This is a genomic window from Streptomyces sp. NPDC008125 (genome assembly GCF_042957125.1).
Classification (GTDB): Bacteria; Actinomycetota; Actinomycetes; order Streptomycetales; family Streptomycetaceae; genus Streptomyces.
In genome coordinates, this window is sequence record NZ_JBIBHR010000007.1 from 23,581 (window position 1) to 47,396 (window position 23,816).

General features: G+C 72.8%; 12 protein-coding genes. 4 read left to right on the top strand and 8 right to left on the bottom strand.

The annotated features are described in order from the left end of the window. Positions 1–106: 106 nt before the first annotated feature. From ACFZAX_RS13865 to ACFZAX_RS13880, 4 genes are all read right to left on the bottom strand, one after another. Complete coding sequence (locus ACFZAX_RS13865) at positions 107–739, bottom strand: LUD domain-containing protein (protein WP_390961569.1); 633 nt, start codon at positions 737–739, stop codon at positions 107–109. After that, the gene (locus ACFZAX_RS13870; RefSeq protein ID WP_390961570.1) at positions 736–2,310 is read right to left on the bottom strand and encodes an LUD domain-containing protein; all 1,575 of its coding nucleotides are present in this window, start codon (positions 2,308–2,310) and stop codon (positions 736–738) included. The genes ACFZAX_RS13865 and ACFZAX_RS13870 overlap by 4 nt, the downstream gene beginning before the upstream one ends. Further along, positions 2,307–3,077: a heterodisulfide reductase-related iron-sulfur binding cluster gene (locus ACFZAX_RS13875; protein ID WP_390961571.1), complete on the bottom strand. Its 771-nt coding sequence runs from the start codon at positions 3,075–3,077 to the stop codon at positions 2,307–2,309. Before ACFZAX_RS13875 ends, ACFZAX_RS13870 begins: the two co-directional genes overlap by 4 nt. Before the next feature lie 112 nt (positions 3,078–3,189). Then, positions 3,190–3,927, bottom strand: a complete 738-nt coding sequence (locus ACFZAX_RS13880; RefSeq protein ID WP_390961572.1) for an FCD domain-containing protein — start codon at positions 3,925–3,927, stop codon at positions 3,190–3,192. Between the two features lie 254 nt (positions 3,928–4,181). Here ACFZAX_RS13880 and ACFZAX_RS13885 point away from each other — a divergent pair, with 254 nt between their 5' ends. The 3 genes from ACFZAX_RS13885 to ACFZAX_RS13895 all read left to right on the top strand — a co-directional run bounded on the left by ACFZAX_RS13885 (position 4,182) and on the right by ACFZAX_RS13895 (position 7,216). Further along, complete coding sequence (locus tag ACFZAX_RS13885; RefSeq protein ID WP_390961573.1) at positions 4,182–5,102, top strand: AEC family transporter; 921 nt, start codon at positions 4,182–4,184, stop codon at positions 5,100–5,102. A 109-nt stretch (positions 5,103–5,211) separates the two neighbouring features. Continuing rightward, positions 5,212–6,204, top strand: a complete 993-nt coding sequence (locus ACFZAX_RS13890; RefSeq protein ID WP_390961574.1) for a DUF2510 domain-containing protein — start codon at positions 5,212–5,214, stop codon at positions 6,202–6,204. 175 nt (positions 6,205–6,379) lie between these two features. Further along, a complete protein-coding gene (locus tag ACFZAX_RS13895) occupies positions 6,380–7,216 on the top strand; it encodes an HAD-IIB family hydrolase (RefSeq protein ID WP_390961575.1) in 837 nt (278 codons plus the stop codon). Between the two features lie 906 nt (positions 7,217–8,122). Here ACFZAX_RS13895 and ACFZAX_RS13900 read toward each other — a convergent pair. Both ACFZAX_RS13900 and ACFZAX_RS13905 read right to left on the bottom strand, forming a co-directional pair. Continuing rightward, entirely contained in the window at positions 8,123–9,673 is a 1,551-nt protein-coding gene (locus ACFZAX_RS13900; protein ID WP_390961577.1) for an LLM class flavin-dependent oxidoreductase, read from the bottom strand. A gap of 21 nt (positions 9,674–9,694) precedes the next feature. Continuing rightward, entirely contained in the window at positions 9,695–11,227 is a 1,533-nt protein-coding gene (locus tag ACFZAX_RS13905; RefSeq protein ID WP_390961578.1) for an MFS transporter, read from the bottom strand. A 76-nt stretch (positions 11,228–11,303) separates the two neighbouring features. On the opposite strand from ACFZAX_RS13905, the gene ACFZAX_RS13910 reads away from it, so the two are divergent. Beyond that, positions 11,304–11,825, top strand: coding sequence for a MarR family transcriptional regulator (locus tag ACFZAX_RS13910; RefSeq protein WP_390961580.1), 522 nt, complete (start codon positions 11,304–11,306; stop codon positions 11,823–11,825). Between the two features lie 509 nt (positions 11,826–12,334). On the opposite strand, the gene ACFZAX_RS13915 is transcribed toward ACFZAX_RS13910, so the two are convergent. Beyond that, positions 12,335–15,034, bottom strand: a complete 2,700-nt coding sequence (locus ACFZAX_RS13915; RefSeq protein ID WP_390961581.1) for a right-handed parallel beta-helix repeat-containing protein — start codon at positions 15,032–15,034, stop codon at positions 12,335–12,337. Next, positions 15,031–23,676 (bottom strand): hypothetical protein, encoded by an 8,646-nt coding sequence (locus ACFZAX_RS13920; protein WP_390961582.1) that lies wholly within the window; start codon positions 23,674–23,676, stop codon positions 15,031–15,033. Before ACFZAX_RS13920 ends, ACFZAX_RS13915 begins: the two co-directional genes overlap by 4 nt. Positions 23,677–23,816: the final 140 nt, after the last annotated feature.

A 23,816-nucleotide genomic window follows, 5' to 3' on the forward strand; every position in this document is an offset into this window, starting at 1 on the left:
GGTGGGTGGGGGTGTGGGTGGCGCCGGCCCCGCCGCGCGCGGTGCGGGGGGGGGGGGCGGGGGCCGCCCCGCCGCCCCCCCCCCCCCGGCCGCCTCCGTGCGGGTGTCAGACGTCGGTGCGGATGACCACGACCAGCGTCCGGGGGCCGTGCACCCCTTCGACCCGCTCCAGTTCGATGTCCGAGGTGGCCGAGGGCCCGCTGATCAGGGTCGTCGGCCGCTCGGGCACCAGTCGCGCGACCGCCTCCGGGACCCCGGCCTCCACCGTGGAGAGGTCGACGACGCACACGTGCAGGTCGGGGACGAGGGAGAGCGCGCGGCGCCCCTGGTCCTCGGAGCCGTCCAGGAAGATCGTGCCGGTCTCCGCGCAGCTGACGGCGGACGCCGTGACGACGCCGTCGAGCTCGCCGAGCGTGGGCGCCGGGATGTCGGCGGAGTCCCGCTGAACCTCCCCGTCCCAGGCCGCCAGCCACCCCGCGTCGAGCCCGGCCGGTACGCCGATCCGGCGGGCGCCGCGCTCCCGCAGCACCTGGGCGATCACCTCGGCGGTCCGGTCCGCGGTGCAGGGGTGGACCTGCGCCTTGTAGTCGACCAGCCGGTGGGTGAGGAGGTCGAGCCGTTCGGCGTCGGGGAGGGTGCGTCCGGTGCGGTAGTCGCGCGGGACGGTGACCGGGCGTGCCGGGGCGAGGGCCAGGGCGTCGCGCACCCGGCCGAGGACGGTGTCGCGTGCGGTCGTCACTTCTCGTCCTTCGTGGAGTGGGTCGGGCGGTCCGCGGCGGCGTCGGTGACACCGCCGGTGGCGACGCCCTCCTCGGCCGCGGCCTTCATCGTGGCGGCGCCCTCCGCCGAGGCCAGCCAGGAGCGGAACGTCTGCTTCGGCGGTGCCGGGGTGTCCCGGCTGTCGCTCCAGCCGCCGAAGGGCGCGGGGGCCCGTCCGATGGTGCCGTCCTTGCCGGCGACCACCCTGCCGAGTCCGGCTGCCTTCTGAGCCGCCGTGAACAGCTTCGGGCTCTTCATCACCGTGGCGGCGGCCTTCATGGCGAGCTTCTCCGCCGTCGTACCGGACTGCTCGGTGTTCTGGTGCCGGAGTTCGACCAGCAGCGACGGGATGTCGATCTTGACCGGACAGGCGTCGAAGCAGGCGCCGCAGAGGCTGGAGGCGTACGGCAGCGAGCTGTTCGGGTCGTCCTTCGCGGCGTGCATCCCGGCGAGCTGCGGGGTGAGGACCGCGCCGATCGGGCCGGGGTAGGTCGAGCCGTAGGCGTGGCCGCCGGCGCGTTCGTAGACCGGGCAGACGTTGAGGCAGGCGGAGCAGCGGATGCAGTTCAGGGCCTCGCGTCCGACCTTGTCGGCGAGCGCGGCGGTCCGGCCGTTGTCGAGCAGCACCAGGTGGAAGACCTGCGGACCGTCTCCGGGGGTCACCCCGGTCCACATCGAGGTGTAGGGGTTCATCCGCTCGCCGGTGGAGGAGCGCGGCAGGAGCTGGAGGAAGACTTCGAGGTCGGCGTAGCGCGGCAGCACCTTCTCGATGCCCATCACCGTGATCAGGGTGTCGGGCAGGGTGAGGCACATCCGGCCGTTGCCCTCGGACTCCACGACGGAGAGGGTGCCGGTCTCGGCGATGCCGAAGTTGGCGCCGGAGACGGCCACCTTGGTCGTCATGAACTTCTCGCGCAGATAGGCGCGCGCGGCGGCGGCGAGGTGCGCGGGCACGTTGTCCAGGCCGGGGTCGACGCCGGGGATCTCCTTGAGGAAGATCTCCCGGATCTCGTCGCGGTTGCGGTGGATCGCGGGGACCAGGATGTGCGAGGGCTTGTCGTGGGCGAGCTGCACGATGAGTTCGGCGAGGTCGGTCTCGTACGGCGTGATGCCGACCGATTCGAGGTGCTCGTTGAGGCCGATCTCCTGCGTGGCCATCGACTTGATCTTGATGACGTCGCTGCTGCCGGTCGCCCTGATCAGCCGGGTGACGATCTCGTTGGCCTCGGCGCCGTCGCGCGCCCAGTGGACGGTGCCGCCGTGTTCGGTGACCTTCGCCTCCAGCTGCTCCAGGAGTTCGGGCAGCCGGTTCATGGTGTCGGTCTTGATCGCCGCTCCGGCGTCGCGCAGCCGCTCCCAGTCGGGGAGTTCGCCGGTGACGTCGAGGCGCTTGGCGCGGATGGTGCGGGTGGCCTTGCCGAGGTTGCGGCGGAGCTGGTCGTTGCGCAGCTCGTCGTGGGCGGCGGCGGAGAACTTCCGTTCGCCGCGCAGGTTGCCCGTTCCGTACGGGGAGCGGGGCGGTGCGGCGGGCATGCCGAGGAAGGTGCTCATACGGCGGCGGCCTCCGTCATGGCGTAGGGCGCGGTACGGGTCGAGGCGAGGATCTGCGCGAGGTGCAGGGTGCGGGTGCCGGACTTGATGCGGTGCAGCCCGCCGCCGATGTGCATCAGGCAGGAGGAGTCGCCGGCGGTGCAGACGTCGGCGCCGGTGGAGCCGATGGTGCGCATCTTGTCCTGGAGCATCGCGGAGGAGGTCTCCGCGTTCTTCACCGCGAAGGTGCCGCCGAAGCCGCAGCAGGAGTCGGCCTCGGGCAGCTCCACGAGGTCGATGGAGTCGACGGCGCGCAGCAGCCGCAGTGGCTTCTCGCCGACGCGGAGCATCCGCAGCGAGTGGCAGGTGGGGTGGTACGTGACGCGGTGCGGGAAGTACGCGCCGACCGCGGTCACGTCGAGGACGTCCACGAGGAACTCGGACAGTTCGTACGTCTTGGCCTTGACCGTGGCGACCCCGGCGCGCAGCGCGGCGTCGCCGTACCGCTCGGCGACGATTTCGTGCTGGTGGCGCACCGAGCCCGCGCAGGAGCCGGACGGCATGACGACCGCCTCGATCGAGGCGTCGCCGAACTGCTCGGCGAAGTTGCGGACCAGCGGTACGGGCTCGCGCTGGTAGCCGGTGTTGACGTGCATCTGTCCGCAGCAGGTCTGTCCCGGCGGAAACACCACCTCGTGGCCCAGGCGGGCGAGCAGCACCGCGGTGGATTTCACCGCCTCGGGAAACAGGGTGTCTCCCAGACAGGTGGCGAAGAGCCCGACGCGCATGGAGCCTCCTCGATCGTTTTCTACGGCCTTTGTATGGTCGGACCATACTCCTCGTGGTTCTCCGCGTGAAGCGGGCGGACCGCGGGCCTGCCCCGCCGCCCCCGGGAGCGCCCTATCCTCTGCCGTCTTCCTTGTCGTCGACGAGCGTGCCGTGCAGGCTGCGGATGTGGCGCTCGGCCAGGTCTGCCGCTTCCGCGCCCCGTCCGGCGCGTACCAGCCGGAGCAGTTCGACGTGTTCGGCGTTGAGCGCGGCGGCGGTGGCCGGCCAGTCCTCGGCCTCCTCCAGCGCCCGCAGGATCAGCGGCCGTACGGATTCGCGTACGGCGGAGGTGAGTGTGGAGGTCAGGGCGTTGCCCGAGCAGCGGGCGATCCGGACGTGGAAGCGGGTGTCCAGGTCGTTGAAGGCGGTGACGCCGACGCCCGGCGCCGCCATCCCGGCGACCAGGGACTCGGCCTCGTCGAGGTCCTCGTCGCGGGCGTGGGTGACGGCGGCCTCGAAGCCGGACCGCTCCAGGACGACCCGCGCCTCCATGACGTCCTCCAGGCTGTAGCTGCCCAGCGCGAAGTGCAGCCGGAGCAGCCGTCCGAGCGCGTCGTCCGGGTTGCGCACGATCCGGGCCCCCGAGTCGGGTCCCCGGCCGGGCTGGGCCACCAGGACACCGATGGTCTCCAGCACCCGCAGCGCCTCGCGCAGGGCGGACCTGCTGACGCCGAGCACCGGGGCGAGCTCGCGCTCCGGCGGCAGGCGGTCGCCCGCCTTGAGCTCCCCGGCGAACACCCGCTCCTCGATGCTCCGCAGGACGAGTTCGTGAGTACGGGACTGCCGTACGGGCTCCCATTCGACGGGCATCCGACACTCCCTGCTCCGGGCCGGTCGCACCGGCGGTCCGCGTCCGCCCCGGGCCGGCCGTCACCGTCCGGGCCCCCGGATCACGTGCCCGACTATGTCACACACGCCCTGTGGTCGGACCAAAGAGCGGGGTGATCGGTCACGCCTTGTGCGGCAGGGCCTACGCTCCATAACGTTGCGTGCGTGCCACACCGAAAAAAGCCGGCCCGTGCCGCTCTCCGCCCCGCTCCCCTCCACTCCGCCGACGGCCGCCGATGACCGGCGTTCTGGAGGGTTTCGGTGTCATCGCGTGCATCATCGCCGTCGGCTATCTGATCGGACGGTCGGGCCTGCTGGGTGAGCACGGGCAGCCCGTACTCACCCGGCTCTCCTTCCACGTGGCCTCGCCCGCTCTGCTGTTCACCACGATGGCCAGGGCCGACCTGTCGGTCATGGTGTCGCTGCCCCTGCTGGTGACCGCGCTCTCCACCCTGCTGGTGGCGGGCGCCTTCGTCGCCGTCGGAGCCGTACGCGGCTGGAGCGTGGGCCGTACGACGATAGGCGCCCTCTGCTCCTGTTACGTCAACGCCGGAAACCTCGGCATCCCCATCGCCGTGTACGTACTGGGTGACGCCACCCTCATCGCGCCGATCCTGCTCTTCCAGCAGCTGGTCGTCTCCCCCGTGGCCCTCACCGTCATCGAGACCTCGCGTCCCGGCGAGCGGGACTCGCCGCTCCGGCTGCTGACCACGCCGTTCCGCAACCCGATCGTCCTGGCCTCGCTCGCCGGGGTCCTGGTGAGCGTCCTGGGATGGCGCGTCCCCGGGCCCGTACTGGAACCGGTGACACTGATCGCCGGCATCGCGGTGCCGGGTGTGCTGCTCGCCTTCGGCATCTCGCTGCGCGGCAGCGAGATGCCCGGTCGCGGCAAGGACCGGGGGCCGGTGCTGCTCTCGGTGGCGCTGAAGAGCTTCGCCCAGCCGCTCACCGCCTGGGCACTCGCCGCCGGGGTGTTCGGACTGGAGGGCGCGCCCCTGTTCGCGGTGGTGGTGACCAGCGGCCTTCCGGCCGCCCAGAACCTCTTCACCTACGCCTCGCACTACGGGACGGGCGTACGGCTGGCCCGGGAGTCGATCCTGCTCTCGACGGTGCTCGCGGCGCCGGTCACGGTCACCACGGCCGCCCTGCTGGGCTGAGCGGGCGGCGGCCGGCCGGGACGCGCCGAATGGCGCCGCCGAATGGCGCCCAGAGAAAGAACACCAGCCATTTCATGTGATTCTCACTCAGTCGGCATACGGTACGCGTGTGAACCAGACGAGCCCGCCCGGCTGGCATCCAGACCCCGGGTATTCAGGAATAGGCCCCGCGCAGGAGCGCTGGTGGGACGGCACCCAGTGGACCGACCAGCTCCGCAAGGCACCCGCCGCCGTCCGTAGCCGCCGTATCCGCATCGGCGTCGGCATCACCGTCGGCGTGGTGGTTCTCGCCGCCGTCGGCGGTGGCGCGTACGCGCTGGGGCACGGCGACGGAAAGCAGTCCGCCTCGTCGGTCGCGCGGTCGGACGGCCCGCCGTCCGGCAGCAACGGCCGCCAGGGCGCGCCGGGCGAATCCGGCGGCAGCGGCGAGAGCGGCGGCTCGGGCGGTGGCTTCGGCGGCGGCCAGAGCGGCGGAAGCGACGGCGGAAGCGGCCAGAGCAGCGGCGGGAGCGACGGCAGCGGCGGCCAGGACCAGGCGCCCGAGTCGCCGCAGATCCCGACCGAGGACGGCTACGCGACCGACGTCGCCAGCGGCATCAGCCTGCCGGTGCCGGACGGCTGGACCGGCGAGTCCGGCACGGTCGGCGCGAACCTGACGACCGGCGAGTACGCCTGCCCCGGCGACACCAGCCAGAGTTGCGTGCGTGGAGGCGTGTTCTCGGCCCCCGCGGCCGCCCTGAAGAACACGGAGAAGACCGCCGAGGCGGCCGCGAAGAAGGACATCTCGGTCAACGCCGAGGAGTCCTACGGAACGGACATCTACGAGGGCATCACCTCCCACCAGCAGCTCAAGTCCGAGGCCGTCACCGTGGCGGGCCAGAAGGGCTATCTGGTGCGCTGGAAGGTGGTCACGAAGAAGGGCGACGACGGGTACGTCGAATCGCTCGCCTTCCCCTCCCCCAACAGCAAGGACCTGATGGTGGTCGTCCGGTCCGGGTTCGACATCAACGCCCAGGCACCGAAGCTCTCCGTGCTGGACACCATCACCAAGGGCATCAAGGCCGCATCGGTGAGCGGCTCGGGGGCCGGGCAGACCGCGTAGGCCAGGTCCGGCGTTTCGCACCGGATGGCGGTGTCCGGCGGACCGGGATCGAGGGCGGTACGCCCGGCCCGGCCCGCCGGACACCCGCCCGGGGCGTACCGCGCCCCCGCCACGGCCGCCGGACGGCGTGCGGGTTACGGTGCGGACGCCCCACCCGTCGAACTCCAGGATCACCATGAGCACCCGCCACGACACGCGTCCGCCCGCCGTCCCCGACATCCGGCTCATCGTCACGGACATGGACGGCACTCTGCTGGACGTGGACGGCAACGTACCGGCGGGCCTGTGGCCACTGCTGGAGGAACTGGGCCGTCGCGGCATCGTCTTCAGCCCGGCCAGTGGCCGCCAGTACGCCACGCTGGCCCACCTGTTCGAGGGCGCGGACGAGGGCATGGTCTACATCGCGGAGAACGGCGCCCTCGTCGTCCGCGACGGTGTCGAGCTGTCGTCCGACCCGGTCGACCCCGCGGTCTCGGCCCGGCTGGTCTCCTGCGTCCGGCAGTTGGCGGCGGAGGGCCGGAACGTCGGCGTGGTGGTCTGCGGGAAGCGCGCGGCGTACACCGAACGCGGCGACGAGGCGTTCCTGGCCGAGGTCGCCAGGTACTACCGGGCGCACCGTGTCGTGGACGACGCGACCGCCGTGGACGACGAGATCATCAAGATCGCCGTCCTCGACTTCGACGGGGCCGAACACGGCTCCGCCCGCGCACTGGAGGCGTTCTCCGACACCCACCAGGTGGTCGTCTCGGGCGAGCTCTGGACCGACGTCATGAACCGCACCGCCGACAAGGGCGCGGCCGTGCGCCGCCTCCAGCAGCACCTGGGCATCGGACCGGAGCAGACCATGGTGTTCGGGGACTACCTCAACGACCTTCAGATGCTCGACACCGCCGACTGGTCGTTCGCCATGGCCAACGCCCACCCGGACATCCTCCGCCGCGCGCGCCACACGGCCCCGGCCCACACCGACGAGGGTGTGCTGCGCACCATCAAGGACGTGCTCGGGATCTGAAACGTCCCGCAGGGGGGCGGACGCCGGTGCCCGACAAGCTCGGGGTCGGGGAGGCGCTGGATGTGTGCCGCTCCCCCTACCGCCGGCCGGCCGGCTTGCGGGAGCCGGCCGAGATCCACCGCCTCACCGGCAATCTCGGCACGCGGTTGCGGCGGCTGTCCGAGGCGTCCTACCGCGTCGGCCCGGGCAACTACACCTTCGCCGCCGGACAACCACTGCGGGGAACGGCGAACGGGCGTGCGTCGAGGGGCTCTCCACCACCGGATGCGCCAACAGCATCACCACCGGTGGGGCCCCTCGGCACGGGCAGGGAACCAGCCCCGCCGACACCGCCCAGGCACGGCGCGGTCCCCGCGCGTCGGACGGGTCGCGTCCGTCGGACGTCCTGGTCCGCTCCCAGGGCGTACGGGTCGAGGCCGTCCGCCCGGATGTCGAGCTCGCGAGTGATCCCGGCCGTCCGCCCTCCTGTGAAGCCGTCCGACCCGACTATCCCGGCCCCGCCGTGGGCCTGCCCGCGGCGTGAGGACGGGTCGAGTCGGACGCCGCCGCGACGCTCGGCGGACTGAGTCTCGCCTCACGGCTGCCCTCCGACCCGCGCGAGCAGCCGTCCGCGATCGGTGCCGCGTGACCGCCGGGGAACGGGACAAGCCCTGGGTGGAGGTGGTGGAGTACACCGCCCCCGTGTGCCCGTGGCTATTCGGAGCCGGTCTTCCGGCGGCTGCGGACGGCGCCGGCAGGCAGGGTCCGCCGACGGCGGGCGTACGCCGTGCTCTTCGACGACGAGGTGGACGACCCGGCGCCGGATCCGTCGGCGGAGGCGGCCTGGTACGCGCGTCACGTCGAGGAGATCAGCGCGCACACCGGTGCACCCCGGGCGGCCGTCGCGCCCGGGCGGACCCGGGCGGATCACCAGCCGGTGCCGAACCGTGCCATCGGCTCGATCAGCTCCGCCTCCTCGTACGCGAGGTGGGACAGCAGCACGTCGGTGAGCAGGTCGACCGCCGCGGCCAGCCCGTCCCGGCCGCCTTCGCCCTCGACGAAGGCGACCAGCTCCCGGTCGATCCGGTCGACCACCCCCTGTATGGCGTGGTGTTCCTCGGTGAGCCGGTCGAGGACCGGGGCGAGGCCCGGTTCGGAGCGACGCAGGTGCGGGAAGAGGTCCTGGTCCTCGCGCGTGTGGTGCAGGGCGGTCACCCGGCAGTACGACGCGCAGTGGGCGCCCAGCGTCCAGTTGCTCTGACGCAGGCTCAGCTTCTGGATCTCCGAGCGGGCCGCGCCGGGCTCCAGGGTCTCCGCCAGCACCTCCCGGGCCATCTCGCGGAGGCGGCCCAGGTCGGCCCGGAGGGTGTCGTGCGCGGCCACGAGGTTGCGCGCGGGCGCCGGGTCGCGCCGCCGCTCCGAGCGGACGGGCGGTGCGGCGGGCCGGGTCGACTCGTCCCACAACCGCTCGGTGGAGAAGCGCTCGGCGGGCGGCGGCGTGGCCCGCACCGCGAGGCGGTCCCCGGCGCCGGAGGGCCCCGCCGGGCGGCCGGCCGGGGGCACGGGGGCGACGGCGCGCACCGGCTCCTGCCCCGGACCACCGCCGCCCTCCCGCGCCCGTTCCACCAGCTCGCGGGTGGCCGGAGCCACTTCCTCGCCGAACACCCGCAGCAGATCCGGGTGGTGGGCCGGCAGCAGCAACGCGCTGGTGCCGTGCTCCAGGGTCAGTGCGGCCAGTTGCTCCGGCCACGCGGCGGGAGGCCCCTCGGGGAAGCCGCCCGGCCCCGGCGAGAGGTTGTACAGCCGCCGTACGTCCGCCGGCGCGCGACCCGCCCGTTCGGCGGCCTCGTCGACGATCCGGTGGCCGTTCCCGAGGCGTGCCGGGGGCACGTGCGGCACGCTGGGCAGCCAGCCGTCGCCCGCCGATCCGGCCAGGTCCAGCATCCGGGGACCGACCGCCCCGACCCACAGGGAGACGGGGTGGGCCGGGGCGGGTCCGGAGGCGGCCCCGTGGAGCCCGTAGTGCTTGCCGTCGAGGCGGACCCGCCGCCCCGGGATCCAGAGCGTCCGGATGACCTCGATGGCCTCCCCGATCGCCCGGACCGCCTCGCCGGGGGTCCTGCGCGGTCCGCCGTCCGCGGCGATCGAGTCCCAGTAGGCCCCCGCGCCGAGGCCCAGCTCGACGCGTCCGCCGGTCAGCAGGTCCAGGCTCGCCACCGTGCGGGCCAGCACGGCGGGTGGACGCAGCGGCAGGTTCGCCACGTTGGGGAAGACCCGCACCCGGGAGGTGGACGCGGCGATGACCGCGAGCACCGCCCAGGCGTCGAGCATGCCCGGCTGATAGGGGTGGTCCGGGACGCTCACCAGGTCCAGTCCGGCCCGGTCGGCCGTGCGGGCGAGGGCGACAGCCAAGTCGCCGTCCCCTGTCGAAGGCACCAGGACGGTGCCGAAGAGGAGATCGTGTCCGTAGTCGGGCATGGCTGTGGACTCCTGGGGTCGTCAGGCGGCGCTGGGGCCGCTGCTCGGGGCGGGTGCGGGGACCGCTGCCTTGCGCCGCAGGGATCCTGGCCCCGCCAGGGCGGCCAGGGCGGCTACGCCGAGGGCGATCGCGGACATCACGAACGCCGTGGTGTAGCCGGACTCGACAGGGATCGGCGTGCCCGGGATCGTCTCCGCCGCGACCAGCGACGCCGCGATCTGCGCGCCCAGCGAGCCCCCGATGGTCCGCATGATGGTGTTGATGCCGGTCGCCTGGCCGGTCTGGCTGCGGTCGACGGCGCTGACCACGAGGTTGGCGAGGGCCGCGAAGGCGAACCCGACACCGATGCCGAGGACGGCGGAACCCGCGTACATGGCCCACTCACTGTCGTGCGCCGCCGCGTAGTCGACGAACCCGACCACGCCGGTCAGGCAGGCCAGCACCAGCGGGAGTTTCCATCCGAAGGCCGCGCCGAGCCGGCCGGCGAGCGGACTCGCGAACAGCATGGTCACCGCCATCGGCACCATGAACAGCCCCGACTCGGTGACCGAGGCGTCGAATCCGTACCCGGCCCGGGAGGGGGTCTGCGCGAGCAGCGGGACGAGGGTGAAGGCCCCGTACATGCCGAAACCGATGATGAGGGCGGCGATGTGGCTGGTCAGTACGGCGGGGCGGCGCAGCAGTCCGATGTCGATGAGCGGCTCGCGCACCCTGGTCTCCACGTACCGGAACACCGCCAGCAGGACGAGCGCGGCGACGAACAGGCCGATGACCTCCACCGAGTCCCAGCCCCACGACTTGCCCTGGCTGATGGCGAGCAGCAGCGCCACGATGCCCGCGCTGAGCAGGAGGACGCCGGGCCAGTCGATGCGGCCGGGAGAACGGACCGAGGACTCCTGGATGAAAGCGGCCACGGCGACGATGCCCAGCACGATCACGATCAGTCCGAGCCAGAAGATCCAGTGCCAGTCCAGCGCGTCCACGATCGGACCCGGGATCACCAGGCCCACCCCGAAGCCGATGCCGAAGGTGGAGGAGATCAGGCCGATGGCCACCGGGACCCGCTCACGCGGGAACTGGTCGCGCACGATGCCGAAGGCCAGCGGGAAGGCGGCCGAGCCGACGCCCTGGACGGTGCGGGCCGCGATCAGCGGACCGAGGGAGTCGGACAGAGCCGCGAGCAGGGTGCCGAGGGCGAAGACGCCGAGGCACGCGATCAGCACCCGCTTCCTGCCGAACATGTCACCGACCCGGCCCAGCAGCGCGGTGGCGACGGAGGCGGACAGGAGGAAGGAGCTGATCACCCAGGAGACGCCGGTCGTCGAAGCGCCGAACTCCTCCCGGAGATGGGGCAGAGCGGGCACGACCATCGTCTGCATCAGCGAGAACGACAGCACCGCGAGCAGCAGGGCGGCGAACGGCCCGGCGATGGAGCGCGCGGCCGGGGCGAGGGCCTGCCCCTCGGCGGGGGTGGGAGGCGTGGTGGGCGTGTCGGTCATCGAGCGGCCCTCCGGGACGTGGGTGCCGCCGTACGCGGAGCGGGGCGGAAGCACCAGATTAATATCATGACGGAATCATTCCACGACGTTTCCATTACGTCCAGGCACTGCGTTCACGTACGATTCCGGTATGAGCGACACCGAGCAGCGCGGACCCGGCGACACTCCCTCGGAGAGCGCCGGCGAGAAGGAGGATTTGCCCCCGCAGGCGCTCCGTCCGCCCAGCCTGCTGGCCCTGCCCTCGTACCTCGCCGGCCATGTGGCCCGTCTCGGACACGAGGCCCTGGTCGACGCGGTGGGCCGGTCGGGGCTCCGGCTGCCGCACTTCGCCACGCTCACCGCGCTCGCCGACTTCGGCCCGCTGCCCCAGCACGTCATGGCGGAACGGCTCGGATTCCAGCGCAGCCACCTGGGCGGGTACCTCGACACCGTCGAGGAGCGGGGTCTGGTGCGGCGCACACGGGACCGGGCGGACCGGCGGCGCCAGTTGGTGGAACTCACGGACGAAGGCACCGCGGAGCAGCGCCGTCTCGGCGAGGCCGTAAGGGCGTCCCAAGACGCCTTCCTGTCCTGCCTGGACCCGGACGAGCGCAGGATGCTCACCCTGCTGCTGCGGCGCGTCCTCGACGCGGACGACCGCGCGGACGGCTGACGGGGCGCCGAACCGGACCACGACGCTCAGCCCGGACCAGCCCGCGTGCTGAGCGACGGGCAGCGGTCGCTGCCGCGTCTCGCCGTGGCGGCGGCAGCCATCGACGTCGAGGCCGCGGTCCACACAGGCCGGCATGACGACGCACACCGACCACAGGTGGAAGCTGCTCCGGCAGGAGTGCGCCTACGCGACCCCGCGGCAGCGCCGACATCGGCTCGGGCCGGCGGGCGGCTGCGGCACGTTGCGCTCGTTCACCTGGAGAGTGCGTGCTTTCTCTCAGCCGACAGACCCTGGGCAAGTCCCACGCCCAGGCTCTCGCCGGGCTCGTACGTCAGGCCGTGAAAACGGGGCGCACCGGGCCGGGCTCGGACCCCTGCGGCCGTGCGCTCCCCTCCGTACAACGTACTGCGCCGCTCCCCACCGGGGGCAGCCACACCCGCCCACCCCTCCGGGCCGCACCCCGGCCCGGACGGCGGTGCGGCATCCCCCACTTCGCCCGCGCCCCGCTCTCAGGAGGCCGGTGGAACCGGCGGGACCAGTTCCGGCATGTCCTGTTCGTCGAGGACCACCAGCTGGGCCTCGACCGGGGAGGTCAGCTCGGTGATCCGCATGGCCTGCCGCTCGGTCATGGCCTGGAAGACCTGGCGGGCGGTGCGGCCGTTGCCGAAGCGGGCGTCGCGCGGCACGGCGTCGAAGTACCGCCCGAGCGCTCCGCGGACACCGTCGCTCAGCTCGTAGCGGTGGCGTTGCGCGTGGTGCTCGACGATGCGGACCAGCTCGGTGGAGCTGTAGTCGGCGAAGACCAGGCTGCGGGTGAAGCGGGAGGCGAGCCCCGGGTTGGAGGAGACGAAGCGCTCCATGTCGCCGGGGTACCCGGCGGCGATGACGACGACCTCGTCGCGGTGGTCCTCCATCAGCTTCACCAGGGTGGCCACCGCCTCCAGGCCGAAGTCGTTGGAGACCCCGGCCGGGACCAGCGCGTACGCCTCGTCGATGAAGAGGACCCCGCCGCGGGCCCGGTTGAAGGACTCGGTGGTCTTCGGGCCGGTGTGACCGACGTACTCGCCGACCAGGGCGCTGCGGTCGACCTCCACCAGGTGCCCGCGCTCCAGCAGGCCGAGGGCCTTCAGCAGCCTGCCGTAGAGGCGGGCCACGGTGGTCTTGCCGGTGCCGGGGTTACCCGCGAAGACCAGGTGGCGGCTGAGCGGCGGCGCGGGGAGTCCGGCCTGCTGGCGCAGCCGTACGGTCTGCATCAGCTTCACCATGCCGCCGACGTTCTGTTTGACCCCGTCGAGCCCGACCAGCTCGTCCAGTTCGGCGAGCAGCTCCTCCAAGGTCTCCGGCTCCGGTTCGGGCTCGCCGAGTTCGGAGAGGTCGGACAGGGAGGCGAAGCCGCCGCCGGCCGTCGCGGTGCCCCCCGGGGCGGTACGGGCGCCGCCGGCGGGGCCCGTACCGTCCGCGGGCCCGTCCGGTGCGGCGGGCTTCCTGGGTGGGGCGCCGCCGGGCGCGGGCCCGGCGGCGGTGACCCCCGGCAGGAACGGGTTCTTGACCCGGATCGAGACGCAGTCCTCGAAGACGGGGGCGGCCTCGTCGGCCAGGGCGACGTCCTGACCGCAGTCGAGGACCCGGCAGCCGGAGAACCGGGGGGCGGCGTTCGCGCCGATGTGCAGAGCGGGGAAGTTTCCGCCGGTCAGGTCGCAGTACGCGAACGTGCCGCCCGCACCGGGACCGAACAGGATGCCGTTCTTCGCGGCCCGGTCGATCCGCAGGCCGCTCACCGCGGGCTCGGCGCCGGTCGAGACGACCATCCCGCTGCCGCCGGGGGCTTCGATGGTGCACCCCTCCATGGCCAGCTGGGCCCCGGTGCCGAGGACCACGCCGGCACTGCCGGTCGATCCGATCCGTACGCCCTCCAGGGTGGTACGGGCACGCGGTCCGAGTTCCACGCCCGCCTTGCTCGGGCCGCTCACGGTTGTGCCTCGTACCGACGCCTCGGCGGTGGAACGCAGCCGCAACCCGGTCTCGCCCCGCTCGATGCGGCCGCCGGTCAGCTCCAGGCGGGCCCGGCCGTCGGTGTGCACCCCGGCCACGACCGCGTCCGAGAGCGTGGTGTCGGCCAGTTCGGCGCGGGCGGCGTCGGTGACGGTCAGCCCGTGCTCCCCGCTGACGCCGATCCGGCAGCCGCTCAGGGAGGCCCGGGCCAGCTCGGAGACGCGTACGGCGGACGCTCCGCTGCGCGCGATCAGGAGGTCCACGGCCAGGGCCACGGCCTCGCCGGTCACCAGGATGCCGTGGCCGGCCGAGTCCAGGAGCCAGCAGCCGTGGACGGTGAGCTGGGCCGCCCCCTCCACGGCCAGCGCGTCGGTCCCGGCCCCGGAGAGACGGCAGTCGGCCAGGCCCACGGTGGCCGAGCCACCGGCCTGGACGGCGGCCCGGGCGGGGCCGATGATCCGGCAGTCCTCCAGGAGGCCCTCGGCCTCGTCCTCGATGAGCAGGCCGTGGCGGCCGGGGCCGCTGAGGCGGGTGTCGCGCAGCAGCACCCGGGAGGAGCCGCGGGCGCGCAGCGAGGAGCCGGCGGTAGCGCTGACGCGCAGCCGCTCGGCGAGCAGCACGGCGCTGCCGCCGAGGGCCACTCCGAGCCCGTCGACGGTGTCGATGGCGGTGTCCACCAGCCGGGCCCGGGCGTCGCCTTCGAGGTGGACGGCAGCGTGCCGGGCGTCGTGCAGCCGGCAGCCGCGCACCAGCAGCACTCCGCCGCCGACCGGGTCGCGCAGCGCCCGGGCCAGGGTGTCGGCGAAGGTGAGGGCGGAGTTCGCGGCGGCCCCGGTGTCGTCCCGGGAGCCGAGCACGTCGATCCGGCCTCTGCCGAGGTCGCACTCGGCGAGGGTCAGCCCGGCGGCGTCGGCGACCCGCACGACGGGTTCGGCGGGATCGCTGCCGCGCAGTTCGAGCCCGTACACCTCGCAACCGGGGGCGGTGACGTCGAGCACGGGCCCGCCGGGGGAGCGCAGGTGGACGGTCCCGGAGCCGTACTCCGGCTCCAGCAGCACCCGCCGCTCCAGGCGCAGGGACTCGGTGTAGACGCCGGGGGCGATGGTGATCACGGCCCCGGCGGGGGCGGCGGCGAGGGCGGAGGCGATGGTGCGGTGACCGCCCCACCCCTTGGCCGCCACGCGCAGCGGTGGGGTGCCGGCGGTGGTGGTCGTCATGGGGTGCCTGCTCCTTGCGGGAGGTTGTCGACGTTGGGGTGACCGCCCTGCGCGCCGCCGTCCGTGTACCAGCTCGGGTGGAACCAGTCGCGGACGGCGCTGCCCATGAAGAAGGCGGAGAAGGACTTGTCGATGAGCTTTCCGAGGGCCGGCGCCACATAGATGTCGACCATGCCGGCGCGGTGGTACCAGCGGCCGGCCAGGTTGAGGTGGATCATGCTGCGGGCCGCGCCGACGGTGAGCCCGCCGAGGGTGCCGCCGACCGAGCTCATCAGACCGGCGATGGCGGCGTCCGCCTTGGACAGGTGGATCAGCTCACCGCTCGCGGTCTTCACCCCGAAGACCGAGGCGGAGGCGGCTCCGGAGGCGAATCCGCCGAGGACGCCGGTGGCGATACCGACGCCGAAGTCGTAGGTGCCACCGCGCCAGCGGGTGACCTTGTCGTGTCCCGCCCATTCGCCGCCCCAGTCGTCATCGCTGGGGTGGCGCTGATAGGCGTAGCCGTAGTCGACGTGGCCCCAGCCGTTCTTCCACGGCGTGCCGCGGCCGGCCGCGTGGTGCAGACCGGAGACGAAGCTCTTGACGACGGAGCTCATCATGGCGCCGAAGGCCGCCTTGGCGAGGTCGGTCGCGGTGAACTTCGCTCCGGTGACCAGGGCGGCGATGCCGAGGACGGTGAGGCTGAGGGCGAAGTCGACGATGAACTCGTGTCCCGCGTCGAGGGCGATCTGCTGCATCGCCTTGGTGAGGTAGGGCCGGTAGACGGACTCGCCGCCGACGCTGGCGCCGAACTCCCAGCGGTTGGCGTCCTTCCACATGCGGTTGTAGCCGCGGTACTGGTTGGCCCAGTCGATGAAGTTGGTCTCCCGGCCGACCAGTTTCAGCTGGCCGAAGGCGTTGGTCTCGTAGATCCATCCGGAGATGGACCGTTCGGCGAGGAGGTTGGTGCCGCCCGGCCCGTAGAGGCGCCAGTGTTTCTGCCAGCTCTCGCTCTCCAGGAAGTTCCCGTCGAGCAGCTCCTTCTTCTGGCGGACGACCGTGCCGCCGTCGAACTCCTTCCACGTGTGGGCGTTGAAGGTGTCGCCCGGGTTCGCGACGTACTCGCGGACGCGGAAGGGGGCGTCGCCGAAGGTGTTCTGGAAGGCACCGGCGCTGGGCCTGGCGGGGATCTCCTGGATCTTCGTGTTGCCGAGGCTGGTGACGTGTTCGGACCAGCGGGCGCCCTCCGCCCAGCCGGGGAGGGCGTTGCCCTGTCCGTCGAACCAGTGGCGGACCTGGTCGCCGGCGCCGGTGCCGAAGACCTGGACGTTGCCGTGTGCGTCGATCTTGTTCCAGTGCCAGACCTCGTTGCCGGCGGCGTCGCGGCTGACGCGCCAGGAGTCGACGGTGGTGCCGTCGGCGAGGAGGCGGTGGTCGCGGATCATGCGTCCGTCGGCGCCGAGGTCCTGGTACGACTCGCGGTCCCAGCCGTAGCGGTTGATGTCCCGGCCGTGGGCGGTGAGGCGGACGCCGCCGATGTGGGGGTTGCCGGCGTCGACCCAGGTCATGGTGGAGGTGGCGGGGCCGTGGGCGGTGATCCGCAGGTCGGGGCTGCCCTGGACGCCGGGCCAGGTGTCGGAGCGGGCCACGACGAAGCCGTGGTGGTCGTAGCGCGTCCAGTCGCCGTGGTTCATGTGGAAGTTCTGCCGGAAGGTGGCGCCGCCGTCGCCCGCCGCAGCGCCGGCGCGGACCGCCGGCATCGGCCGGCACTCGATCACCGTGCCGTCGTTCAGGCCGGTGCGCGCGATCCGCCACTGCTTGGCGGCGTTGGGGCTGAACCAGTCGCCGTCGCCCAGGTCGGTGGTGAACCGGTCGTGCCAGATGACCTGGTTGACGTTCACACCCGTCCCGGGCGGGGCCTGGAAGTCGGCGTTATTGAAGGTGCGGTGCCCCTGCAGCTTGCCCACCCCCTCCGACCAGGGCAGGTACTGGGCGGGGACGTGCACCGCAGCACCCGTGGGGCCGTCGGGCACCTTGACGTTGCCGACGGTCAGGTCGTTGCCGTGGAACAGCTTGCGCGTCTCGCGTACGAGTTGCCCGGTGCTGGAGATGTCGGTGATGGCGGCGTTCTGGGTGAGCAGCCGGATGCCGTGGTCGCCGACGGCCCCGCCGGGCGTGGGCCGGACCCGCCATTCGTTGAGCTGCGGCAGGTTGTCGGCCTTCAGCCAGGGGAACGGGCTCAGGTCCGTCGTGCGGTACTCGCTGCTGATGAGGTAGCGGAACCAGTTCGGCGGGCGCTGCTCGGCCACCCTCCGGACCTCCAGGAGGCCGCCGTTGTTCTCCAGCTGCCTGAGACTGTCGATCTCCTTGCCCGGGGCGGAGAGCGACACCGAGGTGGTCTTGGGCACCCCGTCGGTGCCCATCTCCCGCTGGAACAGCCTGCGTACGTCGTGGGGGTCGGTCTGGAAGCGGCCGAACTTCTCGTGGACGACGAGGCTCTCGCCGGTGAGCGGGTGGTCCATCGTGTCGGTGAAGCCGCGGCCGAGGCCCGGCCCGTAGGCGCGGGTCCCCTGGGCGATCAGCTTGAAGTCGGCGTCGAAGCGGAACCAGGTGCCGCTGCCCGCGCTCTGGGTGAATGCGCTGCGGCTGTCGAGGGTGCCCAGGACGTGGCCGCCGTCGGGGAGTTGCTGGAAGTGCAGGACCCGGTCGACCCCGTTGGTGCCGGTGGAGTCCCACCAGCTGCGGCCGCTCTCGCCCCAGTGCCGGTCGCCGTTGCGCACGAGCGTGCCCTGGGGGTCGATCTCGTGCCATTCGCCGCGCTGGTTGCCCAACGAGAAGGTGGAGACCTCGGCGCTGGCGCTGGACTGGAAGGAGTGGAGGGTGTTGCCGCCGGGCAGCGGCCGCGACTCGAAGACGGTGACTCCGGAGTGGGTGGTGAGGTGGACCCGGCCTTGCGGAATGCCCGTGGCGGTGATCAGGCCGTGTCCGAACCACCTGCCGCCCGCACCGGGGAGCGGAACGCCCGCGCCGTCGGTACGGATCAGCTTCCAGGTGCCGGCCGGGTTCCCGCCGGCGCCGCCGGTGGCGACGTGGTAGAGCTCCAGGTGGTTGTTGGCCTTGATCTGCCCCTTGGTGACGATGTTGATCCGCTGGAGGGTGGGCGTGCCGTCGGCGGCGTACTCCGTGAACTCCCGGAGCCGGAGGTTGCCCGGCGGGTCGACGCGCCAGCCGCCGGCTGCCGTGGGGGCGACCGTGTGGCCCGGCACGACGGTGAGGTGGCCGTCGAGGACCCGCGGACCGCCCGGGGTGATGTCGACGAACCGGGACAGGCTCGCGTCGGTGAGCTTCACGGCGTCGCCGAGCGGGACGACGGTGAAGGCGGTGCCGCCCGTCGGGGTGACGGTGAGGGCGTTCGGGGCGCCGCCCGCGGCCGGGACGGCCCGGAAGTCCAGCCGCCCGCCCGCGTTGTACAGGTCGAACTCGCCGGTCGCTTTCTCGACCCGGAACCCGCCGCCCGGCCGGACGGTGACCATGGACCCGTCGACCACGTTCTCGTGCCGGTCCAGGAAGCGGATGCCGCCCGCTCCGTACACCCGTACGGTCTCCGGCAGGTGGGCGCCTGCCGCGTCGACGAGGCGGAAGAGGCTGAACCGGAAGGCCCCGTCGGTGGCGTCGTGGACGCGGATCGTCCCGGCGCCGGTGACCTGGAGGCCGCCGTCCGGGCGGACGGTGACGGTGTCCGGCAGGTCGGCGCCGGTACCGTCCTTGACCTGTGGGTGCGGGCCCGCGCCGGCGCCCGCCGCGGGGTGGAAGACGTACTGCCCGGTCCCGCCCGCGGCGCCCGGGGCCCGGAGCTCGACGGCGGTGTGGGTGTGGGCGCCCCGGGGGTCGACCACCAGATGCGCGCTGCCCCGGTCGAGGCGGAAGCCGCCGCCCGGCGTGCCCGGCTGCGGGGTGGCCCGCAGGCTGGGGGCGGCGCTGAGGTCGGCGCGTACGACGGTGACGGTCCCGGCCGCGTCGGTCCGGACGAAGTGGCCGTCGAGTGCCGTGCCGCCGCTGACGGGGACGTCGGTGCGGAGGTGGGCGCCGGTCGCGGGGTCGAACACGTTCACGGTGCCGTGGCCGTCGGTGAGGCGGAACTCGCCGCCGGTCCGCTGGACGGTGACGGTGGTGTCGACGGCCCCGTTGCCGGCCCGCGGGTGCGCGACGGGCACGTTCGGGGTGGCGACCGGAGTGAAGACGTACTGGCCGGCCCCCGGGCCCTGGAGGGTGACGGTGTCGTGGGTGTGGGCACCGGTGGGGCTGACGGTGATGTGCTGGTTGTTGTGGGTGATGCGGAAGTCTCCGCCCACCTGTGGGTGGACCTGGGCGCCGGGGACGGGTGTGCCGTCGCCCCGCGTCAGCAGGGAGCCGCCCGGGTTGGCCGGGTCGGCCCGCAGGAAGGTGCCGCCGGGCGGGGAGACCGTCAGCCCGCCCACGGCGAGGGCCTGGTGCGCGTAGACGCCGTTCGGGGTGTGGACGGAGAACTGGTTGCCGCCCAGGGCCACGTGGTAGGTGCCGTCCACCCACGCCACCGGGGCGCCGGGGGCACCGCTCCGGTCGTGCAGCCGCGCGAGGGGCATGTGGGGGGTGCCGGGAGGGCTGAACACGAACTGGCCGGCGGCCGGGACGCCCGGACCCTGGAGGGCGACCACGCTGTGGGTGTGCACACCGGCCGGGCTGACGACGAGGTGCTGTCCGTTCTGGTCGATCCGGAAGCCCAGCGAGCCGTTGACCCCCTGCGGGTGCACGGTGGCCCCGGCGACGCCCGTACCGTCCGGGTGGACGAGCGAGGGCAGCCCACCGGCGCTGTCCGGGAGGCGGACGAAGGCCGGGCCCGCTCCCCCGGCCAGGGTGACGGCCGGGACCGGCAGGGCGTGGTGCGTGAAGGTGCCGTCGGCCCGGTGGACGCTGAGGTGCGGGACGGCAGCGGCGCCGGGGGCCGGTGCGGGCCGTACGTGGAACACGCCGCCCCCGTGGGCGGGGACGGTGACCGTGCCGAGCTGGGTCGCCCCGTCGGCGCCCGTGAGTTGGAGCGGCGGTACGGCCCCGCCGCCGGGCGGGGTGTGCGGGGTGAGCACGTGCAGGGGGGTGGGGGCGCCGTGGGCGTCGACCAGGGTGAGACCGGTGTGGGTCTGCAGGCCGGTGGTGGGGTCGTAGAGGTGGAAGCCGTTGGCGGAGGGGATGTTGAGGGAGGTCGGGCTGATCCGGATGGGCCGCCCGCCGGTGGTCCGCAGGGCGCCGGTGCTGTCCAGGTGGCGGACGGTGGGGATGCCGGCCGCGAGGTCGACGCTGATGACGCCGCCGCCCAGGGCGCCGTCGTTGAGCGGGAAGAGGCGCTCGTCGGCGACGAGCCGGTTACCGGTGTGGTCGGCGGTGAAGTCCCAGCGGCGGATCTCGGCGCCCGCGGTGACGGTCTGCTCGACGCGGACGACGTCGACGCCGCCGGGGCCGCTCCCGGCGAGGTGCTGGACGGTGACCGGCGCGCCCCCGGCCACCGGACGGGCGTGCGTGATCTGGCCGGTGGCATCGGTCCGGATGGTGACGTTGGTGCCCGTCAGGCCCGGTACCGGCACCACGTGCACGACGGGGGTGGGCAGCGGCGCGACGATGCCGCCGCCGCTCCCGGCCCCGGCACTCCCGGCCCCCGAGGAGCCGGCGACGGTGTCCGGCCGGAAGGTCTCCATCTCGATGCCGTCGCCGGTTACGTGGGCGGGGACGATGGTCCGGCTGTCGAGCAGCTGGTGGTCGTTGGCGGCGCTCAACTCGAAGTCGAGGCGCTGGATCGTCCCGTCCAGCTGGGTGCGCTCGACGCGCAGCACGTCCTGCCCGTTCACGGGGACGTGGGTGGCGGTCACCGACCCCGGTGTGCCGGCCGGGGTCGTCACGTGGACGTCCACCAGCTGCCCGGCCGTGCCGGGGGTGACCTGGACCTGGATGCCGGCGGGCATCTGGGGGAGGTGGGTGAAGGTGTGCTGGAAGTCGTAGGTGACGTGCGGGGCCATGAAGACGGTGAGGGGCTCGCGGTTCATCGCCGCGATCAGACCGGCGAAGAACTGGCTGCTCGGCGGGGTCAGTGCCGAGCTGTTGAGCAGGGGGGCGGTGTTCGGCGTGGTGATCAGCGAGCCGTTGCCGGGCAGTACGGTCGGGATGTCCACGAGCCTGCCGTTGATGCCCGGGGCGGAGAGGGCGCCGGGAGCCAGGTGCGCGGTGGGCGGCGGTACGGAGAGCGCCAGGTCGTTCCGGCCGAGCCCCGGCAGCTGTACGGCGCCGGTGTGGCTGGTGGGCAGGTCCGTGTCGATCAGGCCGGTGTGCGCGTCCGGGGTGTCCACGTGTCCCGTGGCCAGGTTCACGTTCGGCAGGTCGGTGTGGCCCAGGACCGTGCCGGTGCCGGGCAGCTCGATCTGGCCGAGGTGGGTGTCGGCGTGCGGGGCGGCGGCGTCGCCGAGGGCGGGGCTCAGGTTCGGGGAGGCGAAGTCGCCGCCCAGCGCGGTGTCGATCTGCGTGGCGGAGAAGTGGGGCGTGCTCAGGCCGAGCGACGCCACGTTCACGCTGCCGAGCTGGACCTGCCCCAGCGGGCCGCCGGTGCTGCCCACCGACGGGAGGTCCACGATCTGCGCGTGGACCGACGGCATGTCGGTGCGGATGAGGCCGAGGTGGCCCGCACCGGCCGTGCCCAGGGAGGGCACGTTGATGTGTCCGAGCGCGGGCAGCGAGGGGGCGTTCACGGTGACCTGGCCGAGCCCGGCGAGGTTGCCGTCGACGGACGGGGTGCCCAGCGTCATCGACGGCAGAGGGGAGGACGAGGAGCCGAGGTGCGGGATGTCGACCTGGCCGAGGGCCGGCATCGTCTGCGGGAGGCTTTCGAGGCTGGGCAGGCCCGCGAGGTTGCCGTTGACGGACGGCGTGTCGAGCGTCATCGACGGCAGGTGGGTCGGCGAGAAGCCGAGGTGCGGGATGTCGACCTGGCCGAGGGCGGGCATGGTCTGCGGGAGGTTCTCGAGGCTGGGGAGGCCCGCGAGTCCGCCGGGCAGGTCGATCCGGGTGACGGCGCCGAGGGTGGGCAGCGCCTGGTCGCCGGTCATTCCGAGGGAGGGCAGATCGGCGAGACGGGCGTCGATGGAGGGCAGGTTGATCTGCCCGAGGTTGGCGAAGCCGCCCTGTTCGCCGAGGTGGACCGAGAGATCGGTCGGCATCGTCAGGGAGATGCCGGGGGGCGGTGCGGCGAACCGGCCGGGCGGTACGAGGCCGCCGGGGGCGGAGAGCCCGCCGGGGCCGCCGATGTTGCCGAAGGTTCCGGGGGCGAAGTGGAAGTCACCCACCTTGACCAGGCCCGTGCCGGCGCCGTTGCCGGCGTCGAAGAAGTTGGAGACGCCGGCTCCGACCCCGGAGGCCTTGCTGCCCGCGCCGATGAAGGAACCGTTGACGAACGCCCCGTACTTGTACATGCCGAAGACGCCGCGGTCGATGAAGCCGATCTTGAAGGCCAGGAAGAGCCCTTGGCCCATCTCGTCGGCGGCCACGGGCAGGAAGAGCCGCAGTCCCTTGACACCGGAGAGGCCGTTGGCGATCGCCCCGGCGCCCATCTTGATGCCGTTCAGGCCGACGATCACGCTGTGCAGCCCGAAGAAGCCCTTGGCGCCGATGGTGTTGATGACCCCGAGCTGCACGCCGAGCGGGAAGAACTGGAAACCCTTGCCGGAGCCGCCGCCCAGGAGGGTGACGCCCTCCAGTCCCTTGATCTTGTTGAACTTGATCGCGTCGCCCAGACCGCCCTTGAGCCAGGAGCTCGTCGCACTGAACGTGTCGTCGATGCCCAGGCCCAGCCGCCCGAAGAGACCGAAGGAGTTCGGGCCGCCCAGGACCAGGTTCTTGGTGCCCTTGAGGCCCTGTGCGCCGAATCCCTTGATGGATTTCCACGCCTGGCCGATGTTCAGGCCCTTGGTGGTCGGCGCGAGCACTCCCACGATCGACAGCAGCAGTTCGGTCAGGCCGGCGTCGCCGCGGGAGAAGTCGATCGCCGTCTTGATCATGATGGCGAGGTTCAGGCCGAACGCCAGCAGGGCGATCGGGCCGCCGACGATGATCGCTGGAATGATCAGGATGATCGCGATCCAGGTCAGGGCCTTCCACAGGTCCTCGCACTCGTCCACCGGCGAGGAGATCGACTCCGCGGCTGTCGCGATCGCGGTGGCCGCGGTGTCGGCCGCGGTCTCCATGGTGTCCCCGGCGGACTTCGCCGTCGCCTTGTGGGCTTCGCGGCCCTCGGTGTCGTCCTCCGGCAGGGCCGCCGCCGCGGTCAGCGCGTCGTCGGCGATCCGCTGTTGGGCGCGCATCACTCCGACGTAGGTGAGCAGGGCGGTGCGAACGTCTTCGTGGGCGGTCTTGAAGGTGGTGACGAAGCCCCGGATCCGGCCGTCGATCTTGCCGCGCAGGGCGTCGGCGGTCTTCCCCTTGAACGCCTCGGACGCCTTGTTGGAGACCTCCGCCAGCCCGCTGTCGATGGTCCGTGCCAGCTCGATCAGCGTGTACTGCGAGACGATGACCCGGTCGAGCTCGTCGGGATCACCCGGAGTCGGGTCTTCGGACAGTCCCAGCGCACTCCAGTCAGCGGGACGGGCCATGCCCGGCCACCCCCTCCGTCGTCAGGCGTCGTGTCCTCATCCCGACCACGCACGGGCCACCCGTCAGGTTCAAGGCTGCCGCCGTCCAATCCGCGGCCCGGTTGAACCGAAGTGGGGTCCGGAGCGTGGTCGAAGCAAGG